The following is a 16,784-nucleotide window of genomic DNA, read 5'->3' as shown; positions in this document are numbered from 1 at the left end:
CCCTACTGGCGGGGTGTGACAGTTCGGGGTGCCCGGCGCCGGTGGGGCCGGGCACCTTGCGGCCGCGCGGCGATCAGTCCGGTCGGCGTGATCGCGCCCGGTACACGGCGAGCCCGCTCAGCCCCAGGGCCACCGCGGCCCCGGCGCCCGCCACGGTCGAGGCGACGGTGACGGGGCCTCGCGTCCCGGCGGACGGCGGACCGTAGCCACCGGCCGCGCCCTTCTCGGCGTAGACGGAGCCCGGCAGCTTGTCGCTGTAGGCCCGGGCGACCCGCGCCCGGTAGGCGGCGAGCGGGACCCCGTCGCGGCCGACGGCCCGCGCCGCGTCCGCGTCGAGCGGCACCACGCGCGCGTGCCCGGCGACGTACCAGGCGTCGATCTGCGGCTCGCGGAAGACGGTGCCGCCCGGCATCTTTCGCTGCCCGAGCGTCGCGTACCGGATCTCGTCGTCCCCGGAGGCGATATTGACCACCTTCCAGGAACCCCGCCGCTCGACGGTCCACACCGAGGCCTTCTGACCATCGGAGGACACCGCTTTGGAGGCGAGGAATTGCAGCTCGGCGATGTCCGCGCCCTTCTTGCCGGCAACGAAATCGCGCGACAAGTAGGAGACCGGCACGGCGTCGGTCCCTTCTATGCGGGGCGCGGCGGCCGACGCGGTGACCGCGCCATCGCGTGCGAAGAAGCGGGAGAGGGTGTTCAGCGTCTGTGGCGACGTCGCCGCTTCGTGGGCCGCCTCGCGCGCGTGGGCGTCGACGGGGGTGGGCGCCGCGCTCGCGTGCGGGGCCGCGAGGCCGAGCAGGAGGACCGCGCCGGTGCCGGCGAGGACGGGGGCCATGATCCGTCGTCCCATCGCGCTCACGCCCCGATCCGGTACAGCGAGTGGGTCCAGGAGAAGGAGCTGTTGCTGATGTACCAGTCGTGGGAGGCCCAGTTGTACCGGTCGTCCGAGGGCCAGGGGTCGCCCCAGTAGACCCAGCTGTTCGTGTCGTCGTATCCGTAGAGGACGTGCATGTGGCCGCCGCCGCTGGACCATTGGATGCGGGTCTCGACTGGCCGGTTCGCGTCGATCTCGGCCTGTACCGTCGAGTAACGCAGCCATCCGGTCACGTATGAGCCGGGGTTGATGCCCGCCCAGGACAGGCCGTTCTGCACATTGCCCAGCGTGGCCTGGTAGTTGGGGCAGTCGCCGCCCTGGGCGCGTCCGAAGGCGGCGTTGCAGAACTGGTTCTGCGAGTACTTCCGGCCGAACCAGGTCGCGATGGTGTTGCCGCTCGCGGCCCAGCACCAGTTCGTCTTCTGCTGCGCCTGCATGGTGATGTTCAGGCGCTTGGCCGCGAGGGCCGAGGTGTCGGCGTATGCGGTGGTCATCGGCAGGGTGACGGCGACCGCCGCGGTGGCCGCTAGGGCGGCGGCGCGGAGCCGTCTGCGGCGCGTGGCGCCTGTTCGTGGGCGGGTCTTCGTGGTGCGCATCGCGGTCCTCCCGAAGCGGGGTGAGGGGTGGAGGAGCGCGTCCGGACGCAATGACGAGCATTGAACCTTGTCGAGTGCAGGTCAACACGCTTCAATGCCGGGTGACTTGGGGCGGTGAATGAGGTCGTACGGATGTGAACGACTTACGTACGCCGACCAGCCGCCCCGCTCCGACCGGCGCCGATGCCCGGGCCCGCCGCTGTGGATGTTCACAGCGGCGGGCCCAGGCGGAGCGCGGAGATGCGGGAGGCCCTGATGCGGCTCGGCGAACGGCACAAGGAAGCGGCACCGACCCCGACCCTGGAGGCGGCCCTGCGCGCCGGCCCGTTCCACCTCGCGCTGCGGGCCGCGATCGCCGCCCGGCGGCTGCCGCTGCACCGGGTCCAGCACCATCTGTCGCGCCAGGGCATCAAGGTCGGCGTGACGAGCCTGAGTTACTGGCAGCAGGGTGCGCGGCGCCCGCAGCGTCCCGAGTCGATGCGGGCCGTGCGCGCCCTGGAGGAGATCCTCGACCTGCCCGAGGAGTCACTGATCCGGCTGCTCGGCCCGACCGGGAACGCCGACGCGCCGCAGCGCCCCGCGGCCCGCTCGTACCGCTCGCTCGTCGAGGCGTCCGGGGTCCTCGAAGGGCTGCTCGCGGAACTGGAGTCGCCGCTGGACGGCGGGCTGCACACCGTCGGGCACCATGAGCGGGTCCGGATCGGCGGCGGCAGAGAGATGCTCGGCAGGGAGTCCCAGCACATAGTGCGGGCCCACCGGGACGGAGTGGACCGCTATCTGGCCATTCACCACGGTGATCCGGGGTGTTCGCCGGGCGACGTGGTGGTGCAGGCCATGGAGAACTGCCGTACGGGGCGGGTGCGGTGGGACGGCCGGACGGGGGTCCTGGTGGCGGAGCTGCTCTTCGACGCGCGGCTGCGGGCCGGTGACACCCATCTGTTCCGCTACGGCTTCGAGGACGGCACGGCCGGCGTCTCGACCGAGTACGTCCGCGGCTTCAGCTTCGCCGGCGGGCAGTACGCGCTCCAGGTCCAATTCACCGACGACGCGCTGCCCGTGCGCTGCCACCGCTTCGCCCAGCAGTCGGCCGCGGCACCGCGCGGCGGCCGTCAGGAGCTGACGCTGAGCGGCCGCCATCGGTCGGTGCACGTGGTGGAGTCACAGGTGCGGGCGGGGCGCCTGGGGATCGGCTGGGACTGGGAGTGAGCCGCTCCCGGCCCGCGGCTACTGCTGCGGGCCCGCGACGATCTTGCCGCCCTCGACCTTCACCGACAGCTCCTTCAGCGGTACGGTCGCCGGCTCGTGCAGCACCTTGCCGGTCGTGGCGTCGAACTTGCTGCCGTGGCAGTTGCACGTCAGCTCCGTCCCCTTCAGCATCCCGATCGGGCAGCCCGCGTGGGTGCAGATCGTGCTGAACGCCTTGTACCGGCCGTCCTCGGTGCGGCTGACCACGACGTGCTCGTCCTTGTAGAGCTTCGCCCCGCCCTCGGGCACCTCGTCGGCCCGGCCCAGGTCGACCGGCGCGGTGGGCGCCGCGGCCGCGCCGCCGCCGGATCCGGTGGAACAGGCGGTCAGGCCGAGGCCGGCCGTCCCCGCGACGGCGGCGCCGCGCAGAGCGGTGCGGCGGGAGATGCGGGAGGGGGGCGTGCCGGGCATCGGGACTCCACGAGGGGCGCTGTTCCGGTGAACAGGAGCGGGACAGGGGTTACAGGGGGGGAGCAAGGGGGTGAGCAGGGGTGACAGATCAGACGATACCGGCGAGGAATCGGGCACCTCGTGGGGCCCCCGCGCCTCCGGGCACGCTGCCCGGTCCCACCCGTGGCGTGCCCGAATCAGCGGCAGCCGTGCCCGTATCGGGGACGCGTGGCGACTCGCGGGCCGGGAAGCTCTAGCCTGCCTTCGGCAGCCGCCCTGAACACCCGCACCGCACGCCCCGTCCGAGAGGAACCATCGTGATCGTCGTCGCCGGAGAGGCCCTGATCGACCTCGTCCCGCAGGCCGCGGACACCGGCGACGGTGCGGCCCCGGGCCCCGCCGCGCTGCGCCCTCTCGCGCCCCGGCTCGGCGGCGGGCCGTACAACACGGCGGTTGCGCTGGGCCGGCTCGGCTCCCCGGTGGCCTTCTGCTCGCGCGTCTCCCGGGACGCGTTCGGCGAGGCGCTGCTCGGCGGGCTGCGGACGGCCGGCGTGGACGTGTCCCCGGTGCAGCGCGGCGATGAGCCGACGACGCTGGCCGTCGCGTCCATCGGTGAGGACGGCTCGGCCGGCTACTCCTTCTACGTGGAAGGCACCGCCGACCGGCTCTTCGCGGTGCCGGACGCGCTTGCGCAGGGCACGCGCGCGGTGTCGTTCGGGACCTGCTCGCTGGTGCTGGAGCCGGGGGCGACGGCCTACGAGGAGCTGATGCGGTCGGCCGCCGCCCAGGGCGTGTTCACCGCGCTCGATCCGAACATCCGGGCCGGTCTGATCCCCGACGCGGACGCCTACCGGGCGCGCTTCAAGAGCTGGCTGCCGTCCACCACCGTCCTCAAGCTCTCCGAGGAGGACGCGCAGTGGCTCGGCGGCACGCCCCGGGAATGGCTCGCCGCCGGCCCCGCGGCCGTGGTGGTCACCCGTGGCGGAGACGGGCTCACCGTCTTCACCCAGGGCGGCGGCGAGCACTCCGTGCCGGGCGAGCGGGTCGACGTCGTGGACACGATCGGCGCCGGTGACACGGTCAACGCGGCGCTGCTGCACGGCCTCTGTCTGCAGGACGCCCTGTCCCCCGCGTCGGTCGCGGACCTGAGCGGCGACGACTGGGCACGGCTGTTGCGGTTCGCGGCACGCGCGGCGGCGGTCACCTGCTCACGGGCGGGCGCGGAGCCTCCGTACGCCTCCGAGGTCGACCCCCTGTAGGCACCCCTCCCTCGCAGGTACGCCACCCGGCACGTGCGGGCGGCGCCCCGTGCGTCCGGGTCGGCTCACCCGTTGACCGCGCGAAGCGCTCCCGGGGTCCGGCCGTTGAGGCGGTCCAGGGCGACCGCGGTGGAGTCGTCGGCGGGGAGGTGCACCAGGATCGTCTGGGCGTCGGCGTCCGGCAGGGCCAGCGCCTCGTACGACAGCCGCAGCGGGCCGACCTCGGGGTGGGCCACGAGGTCGTGTCCGGCGCGTCGGGGCAGGGTGGGGGCGGCGGCCATCCGGTCGGCGAAGGGAGCGCCGGCGGTGACCGTCAACTCGTCGACGAGCGCCGTGACGTGGGGGTCGGCGAGTGGCGCCCCCTGACGGAACCGGGCCATCTGGTCGTCGGCGACCCGGTCCCAGTCGGGATAGACGGCGCGGGCCCGCTCGTCGGTGAACAGGTACCGCACGACGTTCGGCTGATCGCCGTCCAGGATGCCGAGGGGGGCCGCGAACCGGGCGTACCCGGCGGTGTGGGCAAGGATGTCGCCGACCCAGTTGACCAGGACCGCCGGGGTGGGTTCCAGGCGGTCGAGGAGTGCGCGGACCGTGGGCCGGACGGTGTGCGAGGGGGCCGTGGCGCCCGAGCAGAACACGGCGTCGTCCCCGCCCGCCTTGGCGAGGCGGCGCAGCAGCAGCCGCTCGTCCGTGTCGAGCCGCAGCGCGTCGGCCAGTGCGCCGAGGACCGAGGGCGAGGGGTTGCGGTCGCGGCCCTGTTCGAGCCGGGTGAGGTACTCGGCGCTGATGTCGGCGAGCGTGGCCAGCTCTGAGCGGCGCAGACCGGGGGTGCGGCGGCGCGACCCGGCGGGCAGGCCCACCTCGGCAGGCGTGACCGCTTCCCGGCAGGTGCGCAGGAACGTTCCCAACTCGTTGTCACCCACTCCCTGAACGTATCAATGGGTCGCGTGGTGGATCGTGGCCCTGTCACTACCAGTCTTGGCTCGGTCTCCCTCCGCTGCTGCCGGGGGCACAGGCTGGGCGCATGACGGACAACAACACTGTGGCCACGACGACTTCGACCGCCCCTCTGCCGCTCGCGCCCGGCGCCTGGACGCTGGATCCGCTGCACTCCGCGGTGAACTTCACGATCCGGCACCTGGGCATCGCGAAGGTGCGCGGCCGCTTCGCCGAGGTGGAGGCGGACCTGTGGGTGGGCGAGACCTTGGCCGATGTGCGGGTGTCGGCCACGATCGCGCTCGCCTCGATCGACACGGGCAATGCCGATCGTGACGCTCACACCCGCTCGGCGGACCTGCTGGACGTGGAGCGGCGTCCGACGATGACCTTCCGCTCGACGGAGGTGAGCGGCGCGGACGAGGACTGGTCCATGGCGGGCGAGTTGACCATTGGGGACGTGACTCGTCCGGTGACGCTCGACGTGGAGTTCGGCGGGGTCGTCGATGTGCCGGTGGACGGGAGCCGGCATGCCGGGTTCGAGGCGACGGGGGAGATCCGGCGCAGCGATTTCGGGCTCGATTTCGGCGGCGGTCTGCTCGGTGATGTTGTCAAGCTTCAACTGGACATGCAGTTCGTGGAGCCTCGTGAACCGCAGGACCAGGCCGGCTGACCATGGAACGGACGGCGCCCCGCGGGGAGTTCCCGCGGGGCGCCTGAGTTTTTACGGAGCGTGACCAACTGGATCCGGCCGGCGGAGCGGCCGGGGTCGGGCCGCTCCGCTTCCGTCAGGCCTTGCGGGCCCGGGTGGTCGTCTTCTTGGCGGCGGGCTTCGTCGCCGCGGTCTTGGCCGTCTTGCCGGTCTTGGCCGTCGGCTTGGCGGGCGTCGCCTTCTTCGCGGCCGAAGTCGCCTTGCTTCCGGTCGACTTGGCGGCCGTCTTCGCCGTGGCCGTCTTCTTGGCCGGGGCCTTGGTGGCCGCCACGGTCTTCTTCGCCGCGCTCTTGCGGGTCCGGGCAGCGGGCACACTCGCGTCGCTGACCCGGTCGGCGCCGAGGATGTCGCGCAGGAACTTGCCGGTGTGGCTGGCCGGTTCGGACGCGACCTGCTCCGGGGTGCCATCGGCGACGACGAGGCCGCCGCCGCTGCCGCCCTCGGGGCCCATGTCGACGACCCAGTCCGCGGTCTTGATCACGTCGAGGTTGTGCTCGATGACGATCACCGAGTTGCCCTTGTCGACAAGGCCGGAGAGCACCGTGATCAGCTTGCTGATGTCCTCGAAGTGCAGACCGGTGGTCGGCTCGTCGAGCACGTAGACCGTGCGCCCCGTGGAGCGCTTCTGCAGCTCGCTGGCGAGCTTCACGCGCTGGGCCTCGCCGCCGGAGAGGGTCGGCGCGGACTGGCCGAGGCGGACGTAGCCGAGGCCCACGTCGTTCAGCGTCCTGAGGTGGCGGGCGATCGCGGGAACGGCCTCGAAGAAGTCGAGGGCCTCCTCGATCGGCATGTCCAGCACCTCGGCGATGGACTTGCCCTTGTAGTGGACCTCCAGGGTCTCCCGGTTGTAGCGCGCACCGTGGCAGACCTCGCACGGGACGTACACGTCCGGCAGGAAGTTCATCTCGATCTTGATGGTGCCGTCACCGGAGCAGTTCTCGCAGCGGCCGCCCTTGACGTTGAAGGAGAAGCGACCGGGCAGATAGCCGCGGACCTTCGCCTCGGTGGTCTCGGCGAACAGCTTGCGGACGTGGTCGAAGACTCCGGTGTACGTCGCCGGGTTCGACCGCGGCGTGCGGCCGATGGGCGACTGGTCGACGTGGACGACCTTGTCGACGAGGTCGTCGCCGTCCACGCGCGTGTGCCGGCCGGGGACGGACCGCGCCCCGTTCAGCTCCCGCGCCAGGTGCGTGTACAGGATGTCGTTGACCAGCGTGGACTTTCCGGAGCCGGAGACACCGGTGACGGCCGTGAGGACACCGAGCGGGAAGGAGACGTCGATGTCCCGCAGGTTGTTCTCCTTGGCGCCGTGCACGGTGAGGCGGCGCGCGGGGTCCACGGGGCGGCGGATGTCCGGCACCGGGATGGCCTTCTTGCCCGACAGGTACTTGCCGGTCATCGACTCGGCGTTGCTCAGGAGCTCCTTCAACGGACCGCTGTGCACGACCTTGCCGCCGTGCTCGCCCGCGCCGGGGCCGATGTCGACGACCCAGTCGGCGACCTTGATGGTGTCCTCGTCGTGCTCGACCACGATGAGCGTGTTGCCCATGTCGCGCAGGCGGACGAGCGTCTCGATGAGGCGGTGGTTGTCGCGCTGGTGGAGACCGATGGACGGCTCGTCGAGGACGTACAGGACGCCGACGAGTCCGGAGCCGATCTGGGTGGCGAGCCGGATGCGCTGGGCCTCGCCACCGGAGAGCGTGCCCGCCGCCCGGTTCAGCGACAGGTAGTCGAGGCCCACGTCGACGAGGAAGCGGAGCCGCTCGTTGACCTCCTTCAGGACGCGCTCGGCGATCTTCTTGTCGCGCGCGTTCAGCGTGAGCTTGCTCAGGAAGTCGGCGCAGTCGCTGATGGACATCGCCGAGACCTCGGCGATCGACTTCTCCATGACCGTGACGGCGAGGACGATCGGCTTGAGGCGGGTGCCCTCACAGGTGGGGCAGGGCACCTCGCGCATGTAGCCCTCGAAGCGCTCGCGGCTCGCGTCCGACTCGGCCTCGCTGTGGCGGCGCTTCACGAACGGCACGGCGCCCTCGAAGGGGGTTGTGTACACGCGCTCCCGGCCGTACCGGTTGCGGTAGCGGACCTCGATCTGCGTCTTGTGGCCGTAGATGAGCGCCTTCTTGGCGCGCTGCGGCAGCCCGGCGAACGGGATGTCCGTACGGAATCCGAGGGCGTCGGCGAGCGCTCCGATGAGGCGGCCGAAGTAGTCCTTGGTGTGGCCGTGCGACCACGGGTGGATGGCTCCCTCGTCGAGCGACTTGTCCTCGTCGGGGACGATCAGCTCGGGGTCGACCTCCATGCGCGTGCCGATACCCGTGCAGTCGGGGCAGGCGCCGAAGGGCGAGTTGAAGGAGAAGGAGCGCGGCTCCAGCTCTTCGAAGGACAGGTCGTCGTGCGGGCAGTACAGGTGCTCCGAGTACATGCGCTCGCGCTCGGGGTCGTCCTCGGGGAGGTCGACGAAGTCGAGCACGACCATGCCGCCGGACAGGCCGAGCGCGGTCTCCACGGAGTCCGTCAGACGGCGCTTGGCGGAGTCCTTCACGGTGAGGCGGTCGACGACCACCTCGATGGTGTGCTTCTCCTGCTTCTTCAGGGTGGGCGGCTCGGACAGCTGGATCGTCGCGCCGTCCACGCGCGCGCGGGAGTAGCCCTTGGTCTGCAGGTCGCTGAAGAGGTCGACGAACTCGCCCTTGCGCTCGCGCACCAGCGGCGACAGCACCTGGAAGCGGCTGCCCTCGGGCAGCTCCAGGACCTTGTCGACGATGGCCTGCGGCGACTGGCGCGCGATGGGGCGGCCGCACTCGGGGCAGTGCGGCTTGCCGATGCGCGCGAAGAGCAGACGCAGATAGTCGTAGACCTCGGTGATGGTGCCGACCGTGGAGCGCGGGTTGCGCGAGGTCGACTTCTGGTCGATCGAGACGGCCGGCGAGAGGCCTTCGATGAAGTCGACGTCCGGCTTGTCCATCTGGCCGAGGAACTGGCGGGCGTACGAGGACAGCGACTCGACGTAGCGCCGCTGCCCCTCGGCGAAGATCGTGTCGAACGCGAGCGAGGACTTGCCGGAGCCGGACAGACCGGTGAAGACGATGAGGGAGTCGCGCGGGAGGTCGAGCGAGACATTCCGGAGATTGTGCTCGCGCGCGCCACGGACGATGAGACGGTCGGCCACGCCGGTCCGCACCTTTCTGGAGAGAGGGGTGACAGGGGCGGGGCCCCCGTCTCGCGAGGTCTGACTCTCGAGGACGACCTGGAGAAGTCCCGAGAAGACTGTCGTTTCGAAGACTAGGGGGAGCCACTGACAGCGCCGGTTGGTTTCCCTGGTTGATAACAAACCCGGACCACCAAGAATGCCCGATGCCGCGGTCGACCTTATAGCACGTACATTCGATTTCCGCGCCAGGTCGGCCACCTTCACCCGAACGTGTGGCAGGGATATCGTCGGCGCCATGAGCGATCATGTGCGCGACCTGGTGTCTGTACGCGAAGCGACCGACCGGCTGCTCACTGCGGTCGACTCCCTGGACAACGCCGCCGTGGCCGAGTCGTCACGGCTTCCGGGCTGGAGCCGTGGTCATGTGCTCGCCCATCTCGCCCGGAACGCGGACGCGCTCGTCAACGTGCTGGCCGGCCGGCCCATGTACGTGAGCGCCCAGGCGCGCGACGCCGACATCGAGCGGGACGCCCCGCGGGAGCTGCGCGCCCAGGTCGACGATCTCCGGGAGAGCGCGGAGCGCTTCCGGGGCGTGGGGGCCGAGGACGCGGACTGGTCACGCACCGTGGAGCTGCGCAACGGCGTCAAGGACACCGCCTCCAATGTGCCGTTCCGGCGCTGGATCGAGGTCGAGCTGCACCATGTGGACCTCGGCATCGGCTACGAGCTGGAGGACCTTTCGCCGGAGTTCACCCAGCGGGAGATCAACTTCCTCGCGAAGCGTTTCCGCGATCACTCGGGGCTGCCGCCGCTGCTGATCAAGCAGGACGACGGCCGCATGATCTCGACGGGCGCCGTACAGGCCCTCTCCTTGGAGGAGATCGAGGACGGCGCGGTCCCGCCGCTCGGGATCGTCGTCCGGGGCCGCCAGGCGGACCTGCTGGGGTGGCTGTCGGGGCGCAGGGACGGCGCCGCCCTCTCCGTCGACCGGGGCTCCCTGCCCACGTTGCCCCCGCTATAGGCTGAGCCCATGACGTACAGCGGAACGGTGAAGGTCGGCGGCCCGGCGGACGTGCACGAGCTGCAGGACCTGATGATCTCCAAGGTCGCGGTCGGGCCCATGGACAACAACGCCTATCTGCTGCGGTGCCGCGCGACCGACCAGCAGCTCCTGATCGACGCGGCGAACGAGCCGGCGACGCTGCTCCGCCTCATCGGTGACGACGGCATCGCGGCCGTCGTCACCACGCACCGGCACGGCGACCACTGGCAGGCCCTCGCGGAGGTCGTGGAAGCCACTGGCGCGCGCACGTACGCGGGGCGCGAGGACGCCGAGGGCATTCCGGTGCCGACGGCCGTCGCCGTCGCCGACGGGGACACCATCGAGTTCGGCCGGATCTCGCTCACGGCCCGCCACCTGGTCGGCCACACGCCGGGCTCCATCGCCCTGGTCTACGACGACCCGCACGGGCACCCGCACGTCTTCACCGGGGACTGCCTCTTCCCGGGCGGCGTCGGCAACACGTGGAAGGACCCCGAGGCCTTCGCGAGTCTCATCGACGACGTGGAGACGAAGATCTTCGCGCGGCTCCCGGACGAGACCTGGGTCTACCCGGGGCACGGGAACGACACGACCCTGGGGGCCGAGCGGCCGCACCTTCAGGAGTGGCGCGCGCGGGGCTGGTGACATGTAGGCGCTTGTAGGCCAAAACCGGCTCTGCGGACGACTGTTCACAAGAATGCAACGCCCGCTCCCAGTATGCGGACAGTTGTCGAGCTGACCTCGACATACGGGGTTGTGCGCTGTCAGTCTCCCGCCATGCCTCTCGCCCACCGCGCCACGCGCCTTGCCGTCTGCTCCGCCGTCGTTCTCGTCGCCGTCGCGGCCTGCGCCCCCGAGCCCGACGAGAAGGCCGCGGGCAAGCCCGCCACGGCCGCCTCCTGCTCCCCCGGCAAGCTCTCCACGGTGGCGTCCGGGAAGCTCACCGTGGGCACCGACAAGCCCGCCTACGCTCCCTGGTTCCAGGACGACGACCCGTCCAACGGCAAGGGCTTCGAGTCGGCGGTCGCGTACGCCGTGGCGAAGCGGCTCGGCTACGACAAGGGCCAGGTGACATGGCAGACCGTGCCGTTCAACAGTTCCTTCGCGCCGGGTGCGAAGAAGTTCGACTTCGACATCAATCAGGTGTCGATCAGTGACGCCCGCAAGAAAGCCGTGGCGTTCTCGTCGGGCTACTACGACGTGCGGCAGGCCGTCGTCGCCCTGAAGTCGTCGAAGGCCGCGAAGGCGAGGACCGTCGCCGACCTGAAGGACGTGAAGCTGGGCGCCCAAGTGGGCACCACCAGCCTGGACTTCGTCAACGACCTCGTGAAGCCGTCCCAGAAGCCCGCCGTCTACCAGAAGAACGACTTCGCCAAGTCCGCCCTCAAGAACGGCCAGGTGGACGCCATCGTCGTCGACCTGCCGACCGCCTTCTACATCACGGGCGCCGAGGTGACCGACGCCGAGGTCGTGGGGCAGTTCGAGAACTCGGCCGGCTCTCCGGAGCAGTTCGGCCTCGTTCTCGACAAGGAGAGCGAGCTGACGTCGTGCGTGACGGGTGCCGTGGACGCCCTCCGCAAGGACGGCACCCTCGCCTCCTTGGAGAAGAAGTGGCTGTCGGACGCCGTCGACGCGCCGGTGCTCAAGTGACCGTCGTGAAGCAGGTGTCCGTCCCCGAGGACGCGTACATACCCTCCGAGCGGCGTCTGGCGCGCGAGCGCTACAAGCGGACCCGTGCGCGCCGGGCGACCGCCCTGGCGGCGCTCAGCACTCTGGTGACCGGCGCCGTCCTGTTCGCCGTCATCGTCAACTCCCCGGGCTGGGCGCGCACGAAGGAGACCTTCTTCAGTGCGCACTACGCGCGCGTGGCGCTGCCGCAGGTCCTGGAAGGCCTGTGGCTGAACGTGCGCCTGCTGTTGGTGTGCGGTGCGTGCGTGCTCGTCCTCGGGCTGCTGCTCGCCCTCGCGCGCACGCTGCGCGGGCCCGTGTTCTTCCCGGTGCGCGCTCTGGCGACGGCCTACACGGACTTCTTCCGTGGGTTGCCCCTCATCATCTGCCTGTTGATGGTCATCTTCGGGGTTCCCGCCCTGCGTCTCCAGGGTGTGACCACCGACCCGGTGATCCTGGGCGGCGCCGCGCTGGTCCTGACCTATTCGGCCTACGTCGCCGAGGTGTTCCGCGCGGGAATCGAATCGGTCCACCCCTCGCAACGGGCCGCCGCGCGTTCCCTCGGGCTCAACAACCGCCAGACGCTGCGCTATGTAGTGCTGCCTCAAGCGGTACGCCGTGTGGTGCCGCCCTTGCTGAACGATCTGGTGTCGCTCCAGAAGGACACCGGTCTCGTGTCCATCGGCGGTGCGGTGGATGCCGTGTACGCGGCGCAGATCATCGCCGGCAAGGACTTCAACTACACGCCCTATGTGGTCGCGGGCCTGGTCTTCGTCGCTCTCACCATCCCCATGACCCGCTTCACCGACTGGGTGACGGCCCGTATGGACCGGCGCCGGGCACAAGGAGGTCCCGTATGACCGAGCCCGTGCTGCGGATGGAGTCCGTGCGCAAGACGTTCGGCGACTCGGTCGTACTGCGCGATGTCGACCTGGAGGTCGCGCCGCACACCGTGACCGCGCTGATCGGTGCGTCGGGTTCGGGCAAGTCGACGCTGCTGCGCTGCGCCAACCTCCTGGAGGAGATCGACGACGGGGCGATCTGGCTGGACGGCGAGGAGATCACCGATCCGCGTGCGGACGCGGACGCCGTGCGGCGGCGGATCGGCGTGGTCTTCCAGGCCTACAACCTGTTCCCGCACATGACGGTCCTGGAGAACGTCACGCTCGCGCCGCGCCGGGTGCACGGCCTCGCGCGGCAGGAGGCCGAGGAGCGGGCCAGGGGGCTGCTGGAGCGCCTCGGGCTCGGGGCGAAGGCCCAGGAGTACCCGGACCGGCTCAGCGGCGGCCAGCAGCAGCGCGCGGCGATCGTCCGGGCCCTCGCCGTGCGTCCCCGGCTGCTGCTCCTCGACGAGATCACGGCGGCTCTCGACCCGGAGCTCGTGGGTGAGGTCCTCGACGTCGTACGCGACTTGAAGGACGAGGGCATGACCATGGTGCTGGCCACTCATGAGATGAGCTTCGCCCGTGAGGTGGCCGACCAGGTGTGCTTCCTGGAGGGCGGGGTGGTGCTGGAACGCGGCGCCCCGGAAGCCGTGTTCGGGGATCCGCGGCAGGAACGTACGCGACAGTTCCTGCGGCGGATCGTGGACGCCGGCCGCCTCTAGGTGGTGTTCTACGCCTGTGCGGTGCCCGGTGCGGCCAGGGCCGCCACCCGCTCCACGCCGAACGCGTAGCCCTGCACGCCGCATCCGGCGATCACGCCGTCGGCGCGCAGGGACACGTAGGAGTGGTGCCGGAACTCCTCGCGCTGGTGGATGTTGGAGATGTGGACCTCCACCACGGGCAGGCCGTCACAGGTGTTGAGCGCGTCCAGGATCGCGACCGAGGTGTGCGAGTAGGCGGCAGGGTTGATGACGATGCCGACGTGGTTCTCGCGTGCCTCGTGGATCCAGTCGACCAGCTCGCCCTCGTGGTTGGACTGCCGGAAGTCCACCGTGGCGCCGTGGGCGGCGGCCGCCTTGACGCAGAGGGCCTCGACGTCGGCGAGGGTGTCGCGACCGTAGATCTCCGGCTGGCGCTTGCCGAGGAGATTCAGGTTCGGGCCGTTCAGGACCATGATCGGCGCGGTGGCGAGGGTGTGCGGCACAAGGGTCTCCGTACGTCGGGCGGATGCTCCTTGAGGGTCTATCACGGAGGCTTCGAGCGGCCGGGACCTGCCTCTTGGCTTCCGGGATCAGCACCCTCACGCATACGGGGACGTGCCGGCGGTCCGCCTCACGGAGTGACGGCGAGTTCTACATATGCGGCGAGGATCACCAGATGCACGCCACCTTGTAGTGGCGTGGCACGGCCGGGGACGACGGTCAGGGTGCTGACCACCATGGTGAGTGCGAGCAGCACCATGTGGGTGGCGCCGAGCCCGAGGACGAGCGGTCCCGTCAGCCAGAACGAGGCGATGGCGACGGCCGGCACCGTCAGTCCGATGCTGGCCATCGCGGAGCCGAGCGCGAGGTTGAGGCTGGTCTGCACGCGGTCGCGGCGGGCCGCCCGCAGCGCCGCGATGGTCTCCGGCAGCAGCACCAGCAACGCGATGATCACGCCGACGACGGCCTGCGGCATGCCCGCGGCTTCCACGCCGTGCTCGATCGTCTTCGAGACGCCCTTGGCGAGTCCGACGACGGCGATCAGCGCGAGAGCGAGCATGCCGAGGCTCATCAGGGCGGTGCGCGTGGTCGGCACGTCCGCGTGGTCGTCGGCGTCGATGACCTCGCCGTGCTTGGTGATCGGCAGGAAGTAGTCGCGGTGGCGCACGGTCTGGGTCGCGACGAAGAGTCCGTACAGGACGACCGCGGCGACGGCCGAGAAGACCAGTTGGGAGGTGGAGAACTCCGGGCCGAGCTTGCTGGTCGTGAAGGTCGGCAGGACCAGGCAGAGGGTCGCGAGCGTGGCCACGGTGGCCAGGGCTCCGCCGGTTCCCTCGGACTGGAAGATCGCCACGCGGTGGCGCAGCGAGCCCGCGAGCAGGCTGAGGCCGACGATGCCGTTGCAGGTGATCATGACGGCGGCGAACACCGTGTCGCGGGCGAGCGTGGAGCTCTTGGCGCCGCCGTCGGCCATCAGGGTGACGATGAGCGCCACCTCGATGATCGTGACGGCGACGGCGAGCACGAGCGAGCCGAACGGTTCGCCGACCCGGTGGGCGACGACCTCCGCGTGGTGCACCGCCGCGAGGACGGACCCCGCGAGCACGACGGAGACGACGGCGACCAGCACGCCCGGCAGGTCGCGCCCCCACGTGACCGCGAGCAGCACGACCGCCAGTACCGGGACGGCGACGGTCCACCGTGTGGCCAGTTCCCGGAGTCTGGTGATCATGCCTTCGATGGTGCCCGGGGTGGGGCGGGGGCGCGACTTCGGCGAGAGGCCGGTACCCGTTCAGCGGACCTCACTTCAGCTCGCGCACGTCCTTGACGTCGCAGTTGGTGAAGGCCGGCGGGCGCGTGCACAGCGCCGTCAGCTGCTCGTTGAACCGGGCGACCTCGGGTCGTGCGTTGCTGCGCATCGCGTCGTCGTAGGACTCGAACTCGACGATCGCGAGATAGCGGCCGGACTGTTCGCGGTCCTGGAGCATGATGCGGTGCGTGGGGCCGCCGCTCGTGCCCGACATCTGCTGCTCGAACCGGTCGAGCAGCTCGCGCAGCTCGTCGATGCGCCGGGTCTCGAAGTCGATGATCTGGGCGAACTTCTCGCTCATGGGGTCCTCCCCCGTCGTGCCGTCGTGCCCCGGGCCGGGACACCTACACGGCACAAGCAAGCACCGGGTGGTTCCCGCGGCAATGAGCCGCGGGAACCACCCGGTGCTGGTAATTCCTACGTCCGACGCCGTCAGGCCTCGATGCTGTCCTTCTGAGCCGCTTCGGCCGCTTCGCGCTCCGCCTGCTTCTTCGAGGCGATGAGGCTGGTGATCGTCGTGATGATCAGGACGCCGCAGATGACGGCGAGCGAGACCGGGATCGAGATCTCCGGCACGTGCACACCGGACTCGTGCAGCGCGTGCAGGACCAGCTTCACGCCGATGAATCCGAGGATCACCGACAGGCCGTAGCTGAGGTGGACCAGCTTCTTGAGCAGGCCACCGATGAGGAAGTACAGCTGGCGCAGGCCCATCAGGGCGAACGCGTTGGCCGTGAAGACGATGTACGGGTCCTGGGTCAGGCCGAAGATCGCGGGGATCGAGTCCATCGCGAACAGCACATCGGTCATGCCGATGGCGAGCATGACGACGAGCAGCGGCGTCATGATCTTCTTGCCGTGCTCCCGGATGAAGAGCTTCGTGCCGTGGTACCGGTCGGCGACGCCGAACTTCTTCTCGATGGACTTCAGGAGGCGGTTCTCGTCCCACTCCTCCTCGTCGTCGTCCGACATCGCCTCCTGGATGAGCTTCCAGGCGGTGTAGATCAGGAACGCGCCGAAGATGTAGAAGACCCACGAGAAGTTGGCGATGACCGCCGCGCCCGCCGCGATGAAGATCGCCCGCAGTACGAGGGCGATGAGCACGCCGAACAGCAGCACGCGCTGCTGGAGGTGGGTGGGCACCGAGAACTTCGCCATGATCAGGATGAAGACGAAGAGGTTGTCGACGCTGAGCGACTTCTCCGTGATGAAGCCCGCGAAGAACTCGCCGCCGGCCTGGCTGCTGCCCCAGATCGTCACGCCGATGCCGAAGAGCACGGCGAGCGCGATCCAGACGACGGTCCAGATCCCGGCTTCCTTGATGGATACGTCGTGGGGCTTGCGCCCGATGAAGAAGTCGACCGCGATCAGGGCACACAGACCAAGAATGGTCAGCACCCACAGGGTCATCGATACGTCCACTGCGCCTCCGGCGTCGTACGGCTACTGATCAGCGTCGTCGCTGCCGGAGGTCTCTTCCACCCGGGCAGCTGATGCGCCTCGGGCCGAC

Annotated in this window: 17 protein-coding genes; 8 read left to right on the top strand and 9 right to left on the bottom strand. The window is 70.2% G+C overall.

Annotated elements, in window-relative coordinates; translation table 11 throughout:
• Positions 1-73 precede the first annotated feature (73 nt).
• Positions 74-853, bottom strand: a complete 780-nt coding sequence (locus tag ACQUQD_RS30685; protein ID WP_428957703.1) for a hypothetical protein — start codon at positions 851-853, stop codon at positions 74-76.
• Between the two features lie 5 nt (positions 854-858).
• Complete coding sequence (locus tag ACQUQD_RS30680) at positions 859-1,473, bottom strand: papain-like cysteine protease family protein (protein ID WP_428955399.1); 615 nt, start codon at positions 1,471-1,473, stop codon at positions 859-861.
• A gap of 255 nt (positions 1,474-1,728) precedes the next feature.
• On the opposite strand from ACQUQD_RS30680, the gene ACQUQD_RS30675 reads away from it, so the two are divergent.
• Positions 1,729-2,679, top strand: coding sequence for a hypothetical protein (locus ACQUQD_RS30675; protein ID WP_428957702.1), 951 nt, complete (start codon positions 1,729-1,731; stop codon positions 2,677-2,679).
• 18 nt (positions 2,680-2,697) lie between these two features.
• Here the strand turns inward: ACQUQD_RS30675 and ACQUQD_RS30670 are convergent, their stop codons facing one another.
• Entirely contained in the window at positions 2,698-3,129 is a 432-nt protein-coding gene (locus ACQUQD_RS30670; protein WP_428955398.1) for a Rieske (2Fe-2S) protein, read from the bottom strand.
• Between the two features lie 296 nt (positions 3,130-3,425).
• Here ACQUQD_RS30670 and ACQUQD_RS30665 point away from each other — a divergent pair, with 296 nt between their 5' ends.
• Positions 3,426-4,367 carry a carbohydrate kinase family protein gene (locus tag ACQUQD_RS30665; protein ID WP_428955397.1) on the top strand — a complete coding sequence of 314 codons (942 nt, stop codon included), beginning with the start codon at positions 3,426-3,428 and terminating at the stop codon, positions 4,365-4,367.
• A 65-nt stretch (positions 4,368-4,432) separates the two neighbouring features.
• Here ACQUQD_RS30665 and ACQUQD_RS30660 read toward each other — a convergent pair whose 3' ends face one another.
• A complete protein-coding gene (locus ACQUQD_RS30660) occupies positions 4,433-5,290 on the bottom strand; it encodes a helix-turn-helix domain-containing protein (RefSeq protein WP_428955396.1) in 858 nt (285 codons plus the stop codon).
• Positions 5,291-5,391: 101 nt separating this feature from the next.
• On the opposite strand from ACQUQD_RS30660, the gene ACQUQD_RS30655 reads away from it, so the two are divergent.
• Positions 5,392-5,976, top strand: a complete 585-nt coding sequence (locus ACQUQD_RS30655) for a YceI family protein (protein ID WP_428955395.1) — start codon at positions 5,392-5,394, stop codon at positions 5,974-5,976.
• Between the two features lie 115 nt (positions 5,977-6,091).
• On the opposite strand, the gene uvrA is transcribed toward ACQUQD_RS30655, so the two are convergent.
• A complete protein-coding gene (gene uvrA / locus ACQUQD_RS30650) occupies positions 6,092-9,187 on the bottom strand; it encodes an excinuclease ABC subunit UvrA (protein WP_428955394.1) in 3,096 nt (1,031 codons plus the stop codon).
• Between the two features lie 277 nt (positions 9,188-9,464).
• Here uvrA and ACQUQD_RS30645 point away from each other — a divergent pair, with 277 nt between their 5' ends.
• The 5 genes from ACQUQD_RS30645 (at position 9,465) to ACQUQD_RS30625 (ending at position 13,485) form a co-directional block, all read left to right on the top strand.
• Positions 9,465-10,190, top strand: coding sequence for a maleylpyruvate isomerase family mycothiol-dependent enzyme (locus ACQUQD_RS30645; RefSeq protein WP_428955393.1), 726 nt, complete (start codon positions 9,465-9,467; stop codon positions 10,188-10,190).
• Positions 10,191-10,199: 9 nt separating this feature from the next.
• Entirely contained in the window at positions 10,200-10,856 is a 657-nt protein-coding gene (locus tag ACQUQD_RS30640) for an MBL fold metallo-hydrolase (protein ID WP_428955392.1), read from the top strand.
• 132 nt (positions 10,857-10,988) lie between these two features.
• Positions 10,989-11,861 (top strand): ABC transporter substrate-binding protein, encoded by an 873-nt coding sequence (locus ACQUQD_RS30635; protein ID WP_428955391.1) that lies wholly within the window; start codon positions 10,989-10,991, stop codon positions 11,859-11,861.
• Complete coding sequence (locus ACQUQD_RS30630) at positions 11,858-12,739, top strand: amino acid ABC transporter permease (RefSeq protein WP_428955390.1); 882 nt, start codon at positions 11,858-11,860, stop codon at positions 12,737-12,739. The genes ACQUQD_RS30635 and ACQUQD_RS30630 overlap by 4 nt, the downstream gene beginning before the upstream one ends.
• Positions 12,736-13,485, top strand: coding sequence for an amino acid ABC transporter ATP-binding protein (locus tag ACQUQD_RS30625; RefSeq protein WP_428955389.1), 750 nt, complete (start codon positions 12,736-12,738; stop codon positions 13,483-13,485). Before ACQUQD_RS30630 ends, ACQUQD_RS30625 begins: the two co-directional genes overlap by 4 nt.
• 8 nt (positions 13,486-13,493) lie before the next feature.
• Here ACQUQD_RS30625 and aroQ read toward each other — a convergent pair whose 3' ends face one another.
• The 4 genes from aroQ to ACQUQD_RS30605 all read right to left on the bottom strand — a co-directional run bounded on the left by aroQ (position 13,494) and on the right by ACQUQD_RS30605 (position 16,696).
• Positions 13,494-13,967 (bottom strand): type II 3-dehydroquinate dehydratase, encoded by a 474-nt coding sequence (gene aroQ, locus ACQUQD_RS30620; RefSeq protein WP_428955388.1) that lies wholly within the window; start codon positions 13,965-13,967, stop codon positions 13,494-13,496.
• 128 nt (positions 13,968-14,095) lie between these two features.
• The gene (locus tag ACQUQD_RS30615; RefSeq protein WP_428955387.1) at positions 14,096-15,196 is read right to left on the bottom strand and encodes a calcium:proton antiporter; all 1,101 of its coding nucleotides are present in this window, start codon (positions 15,194-15,196) and stop codon (positions 14,096-14,098) included.
• A 70-nt stretch (positions 15,197-15,266) separates the two neighbouring features.
• Complete coding sequence (locus tag ACQUQD_RS30610; RefSeq protein ID WP_428955386.1) at positions 15,267-15,575, bottom strand: hypothetical protein; 309 nt, start codon at positions 15,573-15,575, stop codon at positions 15,267-15,269.
• Between the two features lie 131 nt (positions 15,576-15,706).
• Complete coding sequence (locus ACQUQD_RS30605; RefSeq protein ID WP_428955385.1) at positions 15,707-16,696, bottom strand: TerC family protein; 990 nt, start codon at positions 16,694-16,696, stop codon at positions 15,707-15,709.
• Positions 16,697-16,784 lie beyond the last annotated feature (88 nt).

The sequence above is a fragment of the Streptomyces sp. cg35 genome (assembly GCF_050410835.1).
Classification (GTDB): domain Bacteria; phylum Actinomycetota; class Actinomycetes; order Streptomycetales; family Streptomycetaceae; genus Streptomyces.
The sequence above is the reverse complement of the archived record's forward strand: the minus strand, read 5'-3'. Positions and strand labels throughout refer to the sequence as shown.